This is a genomic window from Hymenobacter negativus (genome assembly GCF_016056375.1).
GTDB lineage: Bacteria > Bacteroidota > Bacteroidia > Cytophagales > Hymenobacteraceae > Hymenobacter > Hymenobacter negativus_A.
Genome location: NZ_JAEDAE010000002.1, coordinates 1 through 15,749, shown reverse-complemented (window position 1 = coordinate 15,749; position 15,749 = coordinate 1). Strand labels below are relative to the sequence as shown.

Here is a 15,749-nt window from a genome sequence, read left to right as displayed (position 1 = left end):
GGCTTTTTCAGGCCTGGTACTGAATCAGACCCAGCGGCTATTTCTTGCTCTTTTCGGCGTGGGCCAGCAGGTCGCCGCCGTGGCGGCGCAGCAGGTCGGCCAGCTCGGTGAGGGGCTTTTTCAGGTCGGCCGGGGCCTGAGCACTGATTTCGCTGGTCTGGTTGCCCAGCATCGAAAGCGAATTGCCGATGGCATGCGCGCTCAGTGCCCCGCTGGTGAGCAACGATTGCAGGTTGCCGATTTCGCGGGCAATGTCCTGCAGGCCGGGCTCGCCGCTTTGCAGAAACTGGTGCTGCCAGGTTTCGGTGTTGTCCATGGCCGAGCCTAGGGGCAGGCTTGTGAGGCCGTTGCGCAGGGCACTGATGGTGGCAAGGAGGTGGTCGGTATTCATGTGGTGGGTTGGTGGACTAGTGAATGAGTGGGTTGGCGCGGGCAATTAATTATTTACTCACGGCTTTATTGGCGCGCTTGGCTTTGGCGGGGGCATTGGGGTCGGGCGGCAGGTTCAGGGGCGGCACGGGTAGGTTGGGCGCGGCAGGGCTCAGGCCCAGCTCTCGCAGGATGGCCACGGCGCGCAGGGCACTGGCTTCCTTGTTTTTTATTTCCAGCATGACATCGAAATCGAGGCCATGCAGGTGGGTGAGGAACTCGCGAAACCGCTCATCCACCAGGTCATCGGTGTGCTTGCCCTTGCGCTCGCCCAGCGCCTGCGAGCTGTAATCCATCATCGGCACGCCGTCGGCGGTGGGGTGCCAGGTGGCAGCGGCCAGGCGCAGGGCCTCGGCCATGGACTCGCCGTGGTTGAGGCATTCGTGGTGGAAATTATCGAACAGGATGGGCACGCCGGTGAGTTGGTGCAGCTCCAGGCAGTCGCGCAGGGGAAAAAGCCGGTCATCGTTTTCAATTACTACGCGGGCTTTCACGGCTTCGGGCAACGTGGCGTGCACCTGGGCAAAGCGAATCATCGCCGACTCCCGCTCGCCGTACAGCCCGCCTACGTGAATCTGGAGCTTGGCCGTGCCGTCGAGCCCCATCAAGTCCAGCATCGAGCCCTGATAAACCAGTTCCTGGATGCTGCGCTGCACAATATCGGGGCTGGGCGAATTCAGCACCACAAACTGGTCGGGGTGAAAGCTCACCCGCAGGTTGTTGGCTTTGATGTAGTCGCCAATAGCCCGAAAATCGGCCGCAAAATGTGCCTGCCAGGAAAAGGTATTGATGGGGTGCGAGCCAAACGGCACGATGCTGGAGCCGATGCGGAAAAAGAGCAGGCCCTGGGCCACGTTCCACTCCAGCATGCGGCGCAGGCAAGCCAGATTAGCCGTCACCGCCGCAATCAGTCGCTCTTCCGAATAGGAGGCCAGCCGGAAGGTATTGCCAGAGCTGCAATCCATCGCCTCGTTCACGCAGGGATACCCAATTCTCATACCCCGGGCTTACGCGAAGGGCGCGAAGCGGGTTCAGGAACCCGCGGCGCGCCTCTGCCCCCAAACGCTAAAAACCAAGCACTGCGCCGGGCAATGCTTGGTTTTAGGGTAAAACGCGCCGGATGGTTGCCATCTGGCATGCGGGCTTACTTAGATGTTATCGGGCGGGTACGAAGCCACACCACCCAACACATAAGCTACCTGCTGCTGCAGCGGAATGGTGCCGCTCACCTGAGGGGGACCGAAGGTGAGGATTACCGAGCCGGCCACGGACGTGGTATCCACTTTGTGCACCGAGTAGCTTTGCGAGGCCGAGCCCAGCGAGAACAACCCCAGGAAACTCACCGAAAGGGAGGTTTGCTCCTTGAAATCGCTCACGATTTGGCTCGTGTCGCTACCCGAGAAGGTCATTTTGATGGTCGGCATCTGGCTGATGACGAACGTTTTGAGGCGCGAAAAGGTCTTGCCAGGGCCAAACAGCTCCGCTACGTTATACTCCGAGCCCTGCAGTTTGTAGCCGGTGGCATCCTGGCCGGTTTTGGTTACCACTTCCTGCAGAATATCGTTGGCGTACCACCCCGTGCTGTTGTCGCTCGACAGCACCGACGGGATAGAGGCGAACAGCGTCACGCCGGGGTAGGTAATGTCCATCGTGACCTGCGACGATGATGAAGTGTAGCGCGACAAGTTGTAGGAAGCGGAACCACCGAAGGAGATGTCCAGCACATCGGCAATGGGGAAGCTGAATCCCGTGCTACCATCAATACTCAGTTGCGACGACTCGGAGGAAAAGTTATTGAGCGTCACCGTCACTTCCACGGCATTGCCCGTGGTGTTGAGGCCGCCAATGAGCTGGTTGGCCGTGGGCAGCTTGTTGGGCGTGAAGCCGGCGTAGTAGTCGGTGCTGTTCACCTGCATGCCGCCGTTGCTGGCGCTGGGCTTCAGCACATTGGCCAAGGCAGCGGCAATACGGGCCGTGGCCGCGTAATAGCGGTTGTGCAGAGCGTAGCTGTCGCCGGCCTGCGACTTGTAGGTGGCAATGGCATTGCGCAGCGCGTTGAGCGTATCGGGAATATTGTTGAGGCTGCCGAACTGCTTGGTGAGCTGGTTGAATACATCCTGCAGCTTACCCCCGAACGGCAGCGGGTTGCTGTATACCCCGCCGGCATTCTCAAACTCAGTGAGAATAGAGGCAATCTGAGCACTAGCCGCGGTGTCCTGCTTGTTCATCGTTTGCTGGTCCTGCTGCGAAAACGAGAACGTAACGGCCGGCATAATCTGGGCGTAGAGGTTTGAGAAGCCCGCCCCGGTGAGGTCGAGGTTGCCATTGCTGTCCGTGCCTAGCAGCGTGTCAATGTCTTGCAGCGTGGCCCGGTTGTAGTAAGCATTGCTGCCATAGGTGATGCCGTAATTGAAGCCCGATGGGTAGCTCACGACGCTGAAAGCACCGTCGAGCTGGGTGGCCAGCATCTTACTCACCTGGCTCTGGATGTTGCTGATGAAGGCCTGCTGCGCCGGCGTTTCCGACGAGGCGCTCAGTAGCATAGTGCGGGCTCTGACACCGGCCTGGTTGGCCTGGGACTGGCACTGGCTCAGGGGTGGCACCGGCACCGAGGGCCGGCTGCTCACCCAGCTGCTGTAGGCGTAGCCAATGGCGATATCAGCATTGGGAGCTACCACGGTTTGGGACCAATCCCAAATGGGCGCCTTGGTAGTAGGACGGCGCAGGTAAACGCGGAACGTAGACATAAAAAAGCAAGAAAAAACAATGGGGCACCTACTCGTTTGCGGCTTTTCGGTATGGGCCGGTCATCTAGCGCTTTCGACAACACAAAGCAACCGGCCGAGCCCCCCTATTTTCCAGCGTGGAAATACCTTTTCGTAAGCTCACGTAGTTTTACGGCATCACCACCGTATTATTACTCGTTACATATCAATTAGTTAATCAATAAATAGGCACTATAATAATTAAAATATAAATTTTTTACATAAACTAACAAAGCCATCCAGGGTAATAGGCCGCCACGCTGGCCGTTAGTAGCGCCAGCACCCTGCCAGGCGGCGCAAAAAGAACGGTCATCACCGTTGTGCGGTATGACCGTTCTTAGCAACTATTTATAGGTTTTGGCAGCGGCCCACCCAAACGGATAAACGCTGCGGCAGTTACGGCTGGTAGCCGCGATTGTCCAGAAACGCCTTGTTATACTCGGCGCGGGCCTTGCGGGCTTTTTCAGCGCGCTGCTCGGCTTCTATCTGCTCCATTTTGCGGCGCTGCTTGCCCTCGCGCGAGAATTGGTCGTAGAGCAGGCTCACGGGGCTGGCAATGGTGGGAATGGGCGCTTTGGGAGCCGTGGAATCCACGGCAAACAGCGGTTTGGGCTTGGGTGGGCGCTTCACGCCACTCACCACCGGCGGCGCGGGCCGCTTGATGTTGCGCAGCGCCCGGTTGATGATGGCGCGGTCGGGCCGGTCGCCCACTACCTGCACATCGCCCAGCCGCACACTGTCGCGGGCCAGCTGAATGCGCACCACCAGCTGCGACAAACCCGTGCCGCCCAGCGCCATGCGCTGCGCCTTATAGCCCAGCGCCCGAAACAGAACGGTATCCGTGGGCAGCGCGTCGATGCTGAAATCGCCGGTAGTAGTTGTCACCGTGCCGCGCTTGGTGCGCACCACCTGCACCGTAGCCCCGGGGATGGGCAGCCGGGTGTGGGCCTCCGAGACGCTGCCGCTCACGCGCACCGTGGGGGCCTGCTGGGCCTGCGCCCGGCTAGCCAGCAGCCACAGCGCCAGCAGCAAGCCCAGCGCCCGGCCCAGCTTTGGCCAAACGGCCAGCAAACAATGCTTTACTTCGAAACCCATTAATCCTTAAACGCAACGCTACTACAAAGTAGCAACCCAACGAGCCAAAAAAAGCCCGCACCGTTGCAGGTGCGGGCTTTTCAGCGATGATTTGGCCGATTGCGTCGACCAAACCCTTAGTTTTTCACTTTGGTGCCGTCGGCGTCCTTGGTTTTCACCTTGCCGTTTTCCTTCACCTTGATTTTGCTGCCGTCATCGGCTTTGGCCTTCATCTTCGACACGTCGGTGGCCATGCCACTGCCCGTGCCGTTGTCGGTCGTGGTGGTCGTGGTGTTTTCCGTGGTGGTCATCGACGACGAAGGAGCCATCGAGCTGGAAGCCGTGTCGCTCATCGACGAGGCCGAGTTATCGTCCGAGTAGTTGCTGTCGTCGTAGGTCGAGCGGCTCGACTCGTAGGCCTGGTACTGGGTGGGGTCCACGAAAATCACCTTGAATTCCTGGTCTTCGCTGGCGCGGGCATCGCGCATAGCGGCGGCCATGCCGGTGGTGTCGGTGGTGTATTTGGTACGCATTTCATTCATGCGCTTGTAGCGGTTCACGTACACGGTGCGGATTTTGGTTTTCGTGGCCTCGTCCGTGATTTTCATGTTGGCCGCCATCTTATCGGCAATTTGCTGGGCACGGGCCTCAATCTGGGCATCCGTCATCGGGCCGGTGGTCGTGGTAGTCGTCGTAGTCGTGGTACCGTCGGCGGGCGCGGTGGTCACCTCAGTGGTTTTTTCCTGCGAGCAGGAAGCCAGGGAAAGGGCAGCAGCGCCGGCGAGAATCAACAGGGAATTTTTCATAAATTCAGAAAGAGGGGGTTGAAAAGCAAACCGAAAATGGTTTGGGGGCGCTTTACGGCGATGGTGGCGTGGATGTTACCGTCGCTAAAAAAGAAACGTCCTGCTTCGGCGCGGCGCAGCAGGACGTTCAGTGTTTTTATATAGCGTTGGTTAAGCACGCCGCAATTCAAATACTGTGATTTCCGGCAGGAAACCCACCCGCCCCGGGTAGCCCAGAAAGCCCAGGCCCACGTTCACGTACAGCTTCTGGCGGCCCTGCTCGTACAGGCCGGCCCACTGCTTGTACACGTATTGCACGGGGCTCCATTTCATGAAAGGCAGGTTCACCCCAAACTGCATGCCGTGGGTGTGGCCGCTGAGGGTCAGGTCAATATCGGGGTACTTCAGAATGTGGGTTTCCCAGTACGAGGGGTCGTGCGAGAGCAGAATTTTAAACGGCGCATCGCCACTGGTGGCGTGGGCTTTGGGCAGGTTGCCGTAGGTGTGGAAGTTGGCGTGCGAGCTGCTGTTCTGAATGCCCAGGATGCAGATTTTGTCGCCTCCGCGCTCAATGGTGTGGCTGGTGTCGTTGAGCAGCGTCCAGCCCATTTTGGCGTGGTTCTGCATCAGGCGTTCCAGGTTGGCGCGTTTCTCGGCGGGGCTTTCCCAGGCCACGTAGTCGCCGTAGTCGTGGTTGCCGAGGCTGGAGAAAATGGGTAGCTCGGACTTGATGCCCGCCAGGGCCGGAATGTGCGGTTCTACCTCGGTGGCGCGGTTGTTCACCAGGTCACCAGTCATCAGAATCAGGTCGGCGCCCTGGCGGTTTATCATAGCCACGGCCCGCTCCAGCGGCTCCGTCGAGTTGAAGCTGCCGGTGTGCAGGTCCGAGATTTGCAGCAGCTTGAAGCCGTCGAATGCTGGTGGCAGATTGGGGTAGCGCAGTGTCACGCGGCGCACGGTGTAGTCGGTGCCGCCCTTCACCATGCCCCACAGCAGCGCCGCAAACGGAATGGCCCCGATGCCCAGCGCCAGCTTGGCCAGAAACTCGCTGCGCGGAATGGCCACCGCCTCCGTGCCCGCCGGGCGCGTGGCCGCGCTCACTGCCCAGCGCCCCAGGCGCGTCACATCTTCCAGCAGCAGCGGGATAAACATTATCAGCTTGGCGCCCAGCAGCAGTACGGGCAGGCTCATGAGGTAGCTTTTGAGTTGAATGTTGCCCGATTGCCGGGTCGAGCCCGCCCAGCCGGCAATCATCCAGCTGCCCACCGTGACCAGCCAGTACCCGATGGCCGCCGCCCGCCGCGCCCCCGGCGACAAGTGCTGCGTCACCGTGCGCACTGCCTGATACCCATACCATTCGGCCAGCACCACCACGGCCAGCACCAACCATAAAACCAACGGATTCCGCATAAAAACCTTCGCTTCGAATTACGCCGTCGCGCCACAATGCAGCCACGGCCTCGGAGCTTAAACGCGCCCGGCCGGCTTTTGCTTTACATTTAATGGACTTTTTACATTCTACCGCCAATCGCCGCATGGAACCCGCTGACAATCTACCAGAATCCCAGTCACTCTACCCCGCCCCTGCCACCGGCATCAAGAGCTGGGCCGAGGACGACCGGCCCCGCGAAAAGCTGATGGCCAAAGGCCGCGCCACCCTCTCCGATGCCGAGCTGCTAGCCATCCTCATCGGCTCGGGCACCACCAAGCTGACAGCTGTAGACGTGGGCAAAATCATGCTGCAAGGCGTGGGCAACGACCTCAATGCCCTGGCCCGCGAAAGCGTGAAGCAACTTTGCCGCCACCCCGGCATCGGCCCGGCCAAGGCCATTACAGTGGTGGCCGCGCTGGAGCTAGGCCGCCGCCGCAAGGAAGCCGACGCCGCCCCGCGCACCACCATCACCTGCTCGCGCGACATCTACAATTTGATTCGACCCAATTTGATGGATTTGCCGCACGAGGAATTCTGGGTAATTCTGCTGAACCGCGCCAACGTGGTGATGCGCAAAACCGCCATTAGCCGGGGCGGCGTGGCCGGCACCGTGGCCGACCCCAAAATGATTTTCAAAGAAGCCCTCGAACAATTGGCCAGCAGTATTATTCTGGTGCACAACCACCCCAGCGGTAACCGTAACCCCAGCGCCGCCGACATCCAGCTCACTAAGAAACTGAAAGAGGCCGGCAATTTTCTGGATTTGCCGATTCTCGACCACCTTATTTACTCCGACCAGGGCTATTACAGCTTTGCTGACGAAGGCATGTTGTAAATCTGTCATGCTGAACGCAGTGAAGCATCTGAGAGCATTGGCTGAACAATTCTGATTTTATTATTACATCATCCGATGATTCACTGCGCTCAACATAAGAGTTGATTTCAAAACAAATTTTAATGATTAAAAAAATTGCTTTAGCCGTCGCCATCATCGGCATTATTCTCTATTCGCTGAATGACGCAAAACCAAATAATAGCGACTATTTAGCGCAGCTAAATAAATTTCGCAGCGAGAAAAATCGCAACTTTCGGCAATCGGAAAATTCTCCGATTGCCGCTGCACAAAAGCCCCAATTTGATAGCCTGAAGTATTATCCCGGCGATTTAGCCTTCGTGCCGCACGCCGATATTTCGCGCACCGAAAACCCCGACACCACGCTTATTCAGATGAGCGATAATAAAGCTGAGAAATACCTGAATTGGGGCGTAGTGAAATTCAATATTAATAATTCGCCGCAGCAATTACGGGTTTATTTGAAAGCCAACGGCCGCGATTCCACGCTATTTATTCCCTTCACCGACCTCACCAACGGCCACGAAACCTACGGCGGCGGCCGCTACCTCGACGCACCCCTTCCACGGCTGAATGAAACGGAAATCGAGCTTGATTTTAACCGCGCCTACAATCCATATTGCGCTTACAATAACGAGTACAGCTGCCCGGTGCCACCGGCCGAAAACCGGCTGCAAGTCGCCATTCCGGCCGGCGAAAAGTCCTTCCACGAGTAAAAACCGGCTTGGGCGGCAGCATTTTCTGACGGCTTGCCGGGGGTTGTACCTTTGTGGCAGTGCCCGCTAGCCGGGCCATCGGCTCCGAATAATTGAATCCTCCCCATGCGTATTTCCCTCGATTGGCTTAAAACCCTCATTCCTACCGATAAACCTGCCGCCGAGATTGGCGCGCTTCTCACCGGCTCGGGGCTGGAAGTGGAAAGCGCCGAGGAGCTGGAAAGCATTCCCGGCGGCCTGCGCGGCGTGGTGCTGGGTACCGTGCTCACCTGCGAGCGCCACCCCGATGCCGACAAGCTCAGCCTGACCACCGTGGACGTGGGCGACGGCGCCCCGCGCCAGATTGTGTGCGGCGCCCCCAACGTGGCCGCCGGCCAGCGTGTAGTAGTGGCCCTGGAAGGCGCTGAGCTGCACCCCGCGCAGGGCGAGCCGTTCAAAATCAAGAAAAGCAAAATACGCGGCGCTGCTTCCGAAGGCATGATTTGCGCCGAGGACGAAATCGGCCTGGGCCAGTCGCACGCCGGCATTATGGTGCTCGATACCGAGCTACCCAACGGCACACCCGCTGCCGACTACTTCGGCCTGGGCTCCGATACGGTGTACGAAATCGGCCTCACGCCTAACCGGGCCGATGCCGCCTCGCACTACGGCGTGGCCCGCGAGCTGCGCGCTTTGTTGCGCCAGCCCTGCCATTTGCCCGATGTGAGCGGCTTCGCGGCTCTCGCTTCGGCAGCAAATAATATCAAGGTTACCATTGAGGACGTGGAAGCCAGCCCGCGCTACGCCGGCTTGCTGCTGGAGAATGTGCAGGTGGGCCCGTCGCCGGAGTGGCTGCAGCGCCGTCTGCGCAGCATCGGCCTCTCGCCTATCAACAACGTGGTGGACGTGACCAACTTCGTGCTGCACGAGTTGGGCCAGCCACTCCATGCCTTCGATGCTGACCAGATTACCGAAGGCCAGATTCGCGTGAAGCGCGCCGAGGCCGGCGAGAAATTCGTGACGCTCGATGGCATCGAGCGCACGCTGAAAGCCGAGGATTTGGTGATTGCCGATGCTAACGGTGCCCCAATGGCGCTGGCTGGCGTGTTTGGCGGCAAGACCTCGGGCGTGAGCGAAAGCACCACCCGCGTGTTCCTGGAAAGCGCCTACTTCAGCCCGGCCGCCGTGCGCCGCACCTCCCAGACGCACCAGCTGAAAACGGATGCCTCGTTCCGCTTCGAGCGCGGCACCGACCCGAATATGGTGCTGGTGGCCTTGCAGCGGGCGGCGCTGCTGCTCCAGGAAGTGGCGGGTGCCACCATCGCCGCGCCGGTGGTGGACGAGTACCCCGCGCCCGTGCAGCCCGCCACGGTGCGCCTGCGCCTGCCCCGCGTGGAGCGGCTGGTGGGCCAGTACATTGCGCCTGAGCGCATCCGCCAGATTTTGACCGACCTCGACATCGAAATCAGCGAAGAAAATCCCAATGCCGGCGACCAGGACACCTGGACGCTGACCGTGCCGCCCCACAAGGTGGACGTGACCCGCGAGGCCGACGTGATTGAGGAAATTCTGCGCATCTACGGCTACAACAACGTGGCTTTGCGCCCCAACAACTCGGCCTCGTTTCTGGCCAAATTCCCAAACCCCGACCCGGAGGTGACGCGCGTGAAAATTGCCGCGCTGCTCAGCGGCCAGGGCTATTCGGAGATTCTCACCAACTCGCTCACCAACTCGCTGTATTTCGAGAAAGAGGGCGAGGCGAACAATTCGCTGGTGCGGATTCTCAACTATAACAGCGTTGATTTGAACGTGATGCGGCCCACGCTGCTGCACTCGGGCTTGGAGATTATCCGGCACAACATCAACCGCCGCCAGCGCGACTTGAAGCTGTACGAATTCGGCAAAACCTACGCGCAAAACGAGAACGGCAAGTACCAGGAAAAGAACAAGCTGGTGATTTACCTGACCGGCAACGCCGCCGGCGAAACCTGGCAGAACAAATCCGAGAAGGCCGCTTTCCACGACCTGGCGGGGGCGGTGCAACAGGTGCTGGCAGCGCTGGGCTTCGGCGGGGCGGCTTCGCAGCCGGTGCAGCACGAGTACCTGGCGGGCGGCCTCACGCTGCTGGTGCATAACCAGCCGCTGGCGCAGCTGGGCGCGGTATCGGCCTCGGTGCTGAAAAAGATGGACGTGTCGCAGCCGGTGTGGTACGCCGAGCTGGACTGGGATGCGCTGAGCAAAAAATACAAGCCCACGCTGGTGGCCCGCGAGCTGTCGAAATTCCCGGAAGTGCGCCGCGATTTGAGCATCGTGGTGGACCAATCGGTGACCTTCGACCAGCTGCAGCAGATTGCTCGGAAGACGGAGAAGAAGCTGTTGCACAGCATCAACGTGTTCGACGTGTACGCCGGCGAGAACCTAGGTGCGGGCAAAAAGTCGTACTCGGTGAGCTTCACTCTGCAGGATTTTAGCCAGACGCTCAGCGAGCAGGCCATCGACCAGGTGATGCAGAAATTGATTCAGCAGTTCGAGAAGCAGGCGGGCGCACTGATTCGGAAGTAGCCTGACGACGTGTAGCGCAGGCTTATTTAAGTCTGCGCTACCGGCTATGCCGCTATTTCGGGCAGCCTCACAGCAAACACCGTCCCTGCGCCGGGAGTGCTGCTCACTTCGAGCGAGCCGCCGCGCTGCTGCACGATGGACTGAATCATGTGCAAGCCCAGCCCGGCCCCCTCGCCTTCGGCCGTGAGACGGGTGAAGGGCTGAAACAGGCGTTCGCGGTCCCGGGGCAGGTCAATGCCCCGGCCATTGTCGGTCACGGTCAGCACCACATCCGTGCCCTGCCGCCGGCTGCGCACCTCCACCACAGGGGCGCGCTTCGGCGTGCGGTATTTGAGGGCGTTGCTGACCAAGTTTTTTAGAATGCTTTCCAGGTAGATGCGGGGGTAGTGCACGGTGGGCGCGGCCGAGAAATCGGCCGTGAGCTGGCCCTGCTGCTGGGAGAGCAGGTCGGTCACTTCGCCCCGCACCGTGGCGTACACGTCGGCCAGGGCCACCGTTTCGGGAAGCGTAGCGGCGGCTCCGTGCTGGGTGTACAGCAGGTGCAGCAGGCCTTGAATGGTGCCCGTAAGACGCTGCACTTCGGATTCGACCAGGGCCATAAGGTGGTCGCGAGCAGCGCCGGGGGCTTCCTCGTGGTAAGCCTCAAGCAAGCTGGTCAGGTTGTTGGCCGGGCCTTTCAGGTCGTGGGCCACGATGTGCACGAAGGAGTCGAGCGAGCTATTGACCTGACGCAGGGCCTGGTTCAGGCGTTGCGCCTCGTGGATGGTGGTGGCCCGCGCCAAGGCCCGGCCGGCGTAGTCGGCCACCAGCGCAAAAAAGGCCCGGTAGGCCTCGTCCAGTGGGCGCCGCGCGCTCAGTCCCACTACCAGCACCGCTGCCGTGCGGCTGCCCGGCGCCACCAGCAGCGGCAACAGCAGGGCGCGCGTGGGCGGTGTGGGCCACGTGCCCGGCGGCCAGGGCTGGAAACGCTCGGGCAGGCGCTCCACCAGCAGCGGCTCGCCGAGGCGTAGTGCTTCGGCCAGGGGCCAGTCGGATGGATTGGGCTCGGCTAAGCTTATTGCGATGGCGGCGGGGGCGGCAGGCTCACCGGCGGGCAGGCCAAACCAGGCCCGCAACTGCGCGTGCGTAGCGCCGGGCTCGTGTGCGTAAAGCAAGGCGAAGGGAATGTCCTCGGCATCGGTGCCCAAGGACGCGATGATGTGCTGAGCCGCCTCGACGGGTAGCACCGACCCGGCCGTTTGCGCCATGAGGTGGCTAAGCAGCGCCAGCCGACGCTGTTGCAGCACGGTGGCGGTGGTTTCGAGGGCCGTGACGAAGATGCCGCCCACCTGCCCACTTTCGTCGTAAATGGGGCTGTGTGAGAACGTGAAATAGGCTTCTTCCACGAAGCCCTGGCGGTTGGGCAGCACCAGGCCGTTTTCGAAATAGGTGGTTTCACCGGCCAGCACGGGCCGGAAGATGCCGAGCAGGAAAGGCCACATTTCGCGCCACCAAGGCTCGGCCGGCTGGCCCAGCGCGCCGGGGTGCTTGCCCTGCAGAATGGTGGCGTAGCCGTCGTTGTAGAAGTGCACCAACTCGGGGCCCCAGTGCACCATCATCGGAAAGCGCGAGCCCAGCATGATGTTCACGGCCGTTATCAAGCTCTGGGGCCAGGCATCAACGGGCCCCAGTTGCGTCTGCGACCAGTCGAGCGCCCGGATGCGCGCGCCCATTTCCCCTCCCCCTCTGAATAATTCCTGTGGCGTCATACCCCTTGTAAGACAACTGAATAAACAGATGAATCAGCTTTCCTGAGCCCATGAAAACTGACCGGGGCACTGCCTGTAGCCAGCAGCTTTTTCATTGATGACATCATTCGCGCTGGACTATACTGGCTGGGAGCAAAAATCAAAAATACGCTCCTCCTGCCTTCTTACCAATGAAAGGTGCTGGCCCATATGGGGGCTCGCGCCGCCAGGCTGGGAGCCGCAATGCTGTCGGCGGCTCCTGGCCTGCCGGGCGCGCCACCCCCCCCGGCACAATTGCAGCAGCGGCCGTAAGTTGCAGCTCCATTCGATGTTCTTACTTCTCCACTTTTTTCCGCGAAATGAACCTTCGTTTTCTGTCCACCCTGGGCCTGGCGCTGATGACTACCGTCAGCCTTGCCCAGCAAAAACCGGCGGCCAAAGCGCCCGCTACCAAAACGGCCTTGGCCACCACGCCCGGCGGCACCCGCCTCGTGGAAAAAGTGACCAAGCAGCCCGGCCAGCTCGTCATCCCCTACGAGAAGTACGTGCTGCCCAACGGCCTCACGCTCATCGTGAGCGAGGACCACTCCGACCCGCTGGTGCACGTGGACGTGACCTACCACGTGGGCTCGGCCCGCGAGCAGATTGGCAAGTCGGGCTTCGCGCACTTCTTTGAGCACATGATGTTTCAGGGCTCCGACCACGTGGGCGACCAGCAACACTTTAAGTTGGTGACGGCCGCCGGCGGCACCCTCAACGGCAGCACCAACCAGGACCGCACCAACTACTTTGAGACGCTGCCCAGCAACCAGCTCGAAACCGGCCTGTGGCTGGAAGCCGACCGCATGGGCTTCCTGCTGGATGCCGTGAGCCAGAAGAAATTTGAAATTCAGCGCTCGACGGTGAAAAACGAGCGGGGCCAGAATTACGATAACCGCCCCTACGGCCTGGCCAGCGAGTACATCTCGAAGACGCTGTATCCCTACGGCCACCCCTACTCCTGGCTCACGATTGGCTACCTCGAAGACTTGGACCGCGCTGATTTGCAGGACCTCAAGAACTTCTTCCTGCGTTGGTACGGCCCCAACAACGCCACCCTGACCGTGGGCGGCGACGTGCAGCCCGCCCAGGTGGTGAAGCTGGTGGAGAAATACTTTGGGCCCATCAAGCGCGGGCCGGCCGTGCCGGTGCAGAAGCTGCCCGAGCCCGTACTCACCGCCGACCGCTACGTGAGCTACACCGACAACGTGCGCTTCCCGATGTTGCAGATGGTGTTCCCGACGGTGCCCCACGGCCACCCCGACGAAATGCCACTCGACGCGCTGGCTGAAATTCTCGGCGGTGGCAAAAGCTCGCTCATCTATAAAAACCTGGTGAAGAACCAGAAAGCCGTGCAGGCCCAGGCTTACCAGCAGAACTCGGAGCTGGGCGGCTTCTTCGATTTCGTGGCCCTGCCCTTCCCCGGCAAGACGCTGGACAGCACGGAGGCGATTATCCGCAACACGATGCGGGAGTTTGAGAAAAAAGGCATTACCGATGAAGACCTGCAACGCTTCAAGGCACAGACCGAGGCCCAGAACGTGAGCGGCCTGGCCAGCGTGCAGGGCAAGGTGAGCCAGCTCGCCGCCAACCAGACTTTCTTCGGCAACCCCAACTACATCACTGTGGAAACCAAGCGCCTGCAGGCCCTCACCAAGGCCGATGTGCAGCGCGTGTACGACAAGTACATCAAAGGCAAGCACGCCGTAATTCTGAGCGTGCTGCCCAAAACCGGCAGCGTGGCCGCCGCCAAGCCCGACAACTACACCATCGACAAAGCCGGCTACAAAGCTCCCGACTATGGCTACAACGGCCTGAAATACACGAAGGCCACCGATACTTTCGACCGCAACAAGCAGCCCAAGTCCGGGGCCAACCCGGTGGTGAAAGTGCCCGCCCTGTACCAGGAAACGCTGCCCAACGGCCTGAAGGTGGTAGGCACCCGCAACAGCGAGATTCCGGCCGTGACCATGCGCCTGACCATTCGCGGCGGCCACCGCCTCGAGCAGAACATGCCCGGCAAAGCCGGCATTGCCGAACTCACGGCCGGCATGCTGAACGAAGGCTCGGAGAAGTACACCGGCGAGGAAATCTCGGCGGCGCTCGACAAGCTGGGCTCGTCGGTATTTGTGAATGCCGACGACAACGAAACCACCGTGTACGTGCAGAGCCTGACCAAGAACCTGCCCGCCACCATGGCGCTGCTCGACCAGCGCCTGCTGCACCCACGCTTTGACGCTCAGGACTTTGACCGTGTAAAAAAACAGCAGCTGGAGAAAATTGCCAACTTCGCCAACCAGCCCGGCGTCATCGCCGACCTCACCTACAACCGCCTCCTCTACGGCCAGAACAACATTGCCGGGACGGCCGTGGCTGGTACCACGGCCTCGGTGAGCAGCCTCACGCTCGATGACGTGAAGGACTACTACAACAAGTACTACGCGCCCAACGTGAGCTACCTCGTGGCAGTGGGCGACGTGGACCAGGCCACGCTGGACAAGCAGCTCGGCTTCCTGAAAAACTGGGCCAAGAAGGACGTGACCATCCCGGCCGATGTGGCCGGCGCGCAGCCCGATAAAACCACCATCTACTTCGTGAACAAGCCCGGCGCGGCGCAATCGGAAATCCGGGTGGGCTACCTCACGGATATGAAGTACGACGCCACCGGCCCCTACTACCGCGCCTACCTGGCCAACTACCTGCTCGGCGGCGCCTTCAACTCCCGCATCAACCTGAACCTGCGCGAGAACAAGGGCTACACCTACGGCGCCCGCTCGGGCTTCGCGGGCACGCGCTACGCGGGCCCGTTCACGGCCCAGGCCGGCGTGCGCGCCGATGCCACGGCCGCGTCGGTGAAGGAATTTATGAGCGAAATCCAGAACTACCCAAACGGGATTTCCGATGAGGAGCTGGCCTTCGTGCAGTCGTCGGTGGGCCAGAGCGATGCCCTGCGCTACGAAACCGGCCAGCAGAAAGCCGGCTTCCTGGCACGCCTCGTCGAGTACAACCTCGACCCGACCTATGTGCAGCAGCAAACGGAAATTCTGAAAAACCTGAAGAAGGAAGACGTGCAGGCCATTGCCAAGCAGTACCTGCCGGCCGACAAAATGGCCATTGTGGTGGTGGGCGACAACAAGCAGCTGCCCGCCCTGCAAGCCCTCGGCTATCCCGTGGTGGAGCTGGACTTGGAAGGCAAGCCCGTGGCCGCCGAAATGATGAAAAAGTCCGTGCCCGCCCCCACGGAAATGGCCGTGCCGACGGATGAAAAGATGAAGATGCAGACCGACAACGGCGGCAAAATCAAAACCAAGACTAAGAAGGGTAAGAGCTAGGCCACGCGGTTGCCGACCCGCTGAAACAGAAAACGTCGTGCCGAGCAATGCTCGGC

At 60.6% G+C, this 15,749-nt stretch carries 11 protein-coding genes; 4 read left to right on the top strand and 7 right to left on the bottom strand.

Annotated elements, in window-relative coordinates:
• Positions 1–37: 37 nt before the first annotated feature.
• From I7X13_RS04890 to I7X13_RS04865, 6 genes are all read right to left on the bottom strand, one after another.
• Positions 38–391 carry a hypothetical protein gene (locus tag I7X13_RS04890; protein WP_198067147.1) on the bottom strand — a complete coding sequence of 118 codons (354 nt, stop codon included), beginning with the start codon at positions 389–391 and terminating at the stop codon, positions 38–40.
• A gap of 49 nt (positions 392–440) precedes the next feature.
• Positions 441–1,427 (bottom strand): UV DNA damage repair endonuclease UvsE, encoded by a 987-nt coding sequence (uvsE, locus tag I7X13_RS04885; RefSeq protein ID WP_198074603.1) that lies wholly within the window; start codon positions 1,425–1,427, stop codon positions 441–443.
• 150 nt (positions 1,428–1,577) lie between these two features.
• Positions 1,578–3,176: a hypothetical protein gene (locus I7X13_RS04880; RefSeq protein WP_198074602.1), complete on the bottom strand. Its 1,599-nt coding sequence runs from the start codon at positions 3,174–3,176 to the stop codon at positions 1,578–1,580.
• A gap of 414 nt (positions 3,177–3,590) precedes the next feature.
• A complete protein-coding gene (locus I7X13_RS04875) occupies positions 3,591–4,289 on the bottom strand; it encodes a carboxypeptidase-like regulatory domain-containing protein (protein ID WP_198074601.1) in 699 nt (232 codons plus the stop codon).
• A gap of 116 nt (positions 4,290–4,405) precedes the next feature.
• Complete coding sequence (locus I7X13_RS04870; protein WP_198067151.1) at positions 4,406–5,074, bottom strand: hypothetical protein; 669 nt, start codon at positions 5,072–5,074, stop codon at positions 4,406–4,408.
• Between the two features lie 150 nt (positions 5,075–5,224).
• Positions 5,225–6,463: a metallophosphoesterase gene (locus tag I7X13_RS04865; protein WP_198074600.1), complete on the bottom strand. Its 1,239-nt coding sequence runs from the start codon at positions 6,461–6,463 to the stop codon at positions 5,225–5,227.
• Positions 6,464–6,588: 125 nt separating this feature from the next.
• Here I7X13_RS04865 and radC point away from each other — a divergent pair, with 125 nt between their 5' ends.
• From radC to pheT, 3 genes are all read left to right on the top strand, one after another.
• A complete protein-coding gene (gene radC / locus I7X13_RS04860; RefSeq protein ID WP_198074599.1) occupies positions 6,589–7,320 on the top strand; it encodes a RadC family protein in 732 nt (243 codons plus the stop codon).
• Positions 7,321–7,442: 122 nt separating this feature from the next.
• Positions 7,443–8,054, top strand: coding sequence for a DUF1684 domain-containing protein (locus tag I7X13_RS04855; RefSeq protein ID WP_198074598.1), 612 nt, complete (start codon positions 7,443–7,445; stop codon positions 8,052–8,054).
• A 105-nt stretch (positions 8,055–8,159) separates the two neighbouring features.
• Positions 8,160–10,595: a phenylalanine--tRNA ligase subunit beta gene (gene pheT / locus I7X13_RS04850; RefSeq protein ID WP_198074597.1), complete on the top strand. Its 2,436-nt coding sequence runs from the start codon at positions 8,160–8,162 to the stop codon at positions 10,593–10,595.
• Positions 10,596–10,639: 44 nt separating this feature from the next.
• Here the strand turns inward: pheT and I7X13_RS04845 are convergent, their stop codons facing one another.
• A complete protein-coding gene (locus I7X13_RS04845) occupies positions 10,640–12,307 on the bottom strand; it encodes a sensor histidine kinase (protein WP_198074596.1) in 1,668 nt (555 codons plus the stop codon).
• A gap of 374 nt (positions 12,308–12,681) precedes the next feature.
• Here I7X13_RS04845 and I7X13_RS04840 point away from each other — a divergent pair, with 374 nt between their 5' ends.
• Positions 12,682–15,693 carry a M16 family metallopeptidase gene (locus tag I7X13_RS04840; RefSeq protein WP_233454686.1) on the top strand — a complete coding sequence of 1,004 codons (3,012 nt, stop codon included), beginning with the start codon at positions 12,682–12,684 and terminating at the stop codon, positions 15,691–15,693.
• Positions 15,694–15,749 lie beyond the last annotated feature (56 nt).

Coding starts and splice junctions, on each gene's coding strand:
- I7X13_RS04845 (WP_198074596.1), bottom strand. CDS start 12,307: ATGGGCGCGCGCATCCGGGCGCTCGACTGGTCGCAGACGCAACTGGGG.
- I7X13_RS04840 (WP_233454686.1), top strand. CDS start 12,682: ATGAACCTTCGTTTTCTGTCCACCCTGGGCCTGGCGCTGATGACTACC.
- radC (WP_198074599.1), top strand. CDS start 6,589: ATGGAACCCGCTGACAATCTACCAGAATCCCAGTCACTCTACCCCGCC.
- I7X13_RS04890 (WP_198067147.1), bottom strand. CDS start 391: ATGAATACCGACCACCTCCTTGCCACCATCAGTGCCCTGCGCAACGGC.
- uvsE (WP_198074603.1), bottom strand. CDS start 1,427: ATGAGAATTGGGTATCCCTGCGTGAACGAGGCGATGGATTGCAGCTCT.
- I7X13_RS04855 (WP_198074598.1), top strand. CDS start 7,443: ATGATTAAAAAAATTGCTTTAGCCGTCGCCATCATCGGCATTATTCTC.
- I7X13_RS04865 (WP_198074600.1), bottom strand. CDS start 6,463: ATGCGGAATCCGTTGGTTTTATGGTTGGTGCTGGCCGTGGTGGTGCTG.
- I7X13_RS04880 (WP_198074602.1), bottom strand. CDS start 3,176: ATGTCTACGTTCCGCGTTTACCTGCGCCGTCCTACTACCAAGGCGCCC.
- I7X13_RS04870 (WP_198067151.1), bottom strand. CDS start 5,074: ATGAAAAATTCCCTGTTGATTCTCGCCGGCGCTGCTGCCCTTTCCCTG.
- I7X13_RS04875 (WP_198074601.1), bottom strand. CDS start 4,289: ATGGGTTTCGAAGTAAAGCATTGTTTGCTGGCCGTTTGGCCAAAGCTG.
- pheT (WP_198074597.1), top strand. CDS start 8,160: ATGCGTATTTCCCTCGATTGGCTTAAAACCCTCATTCCTACCGATAAA.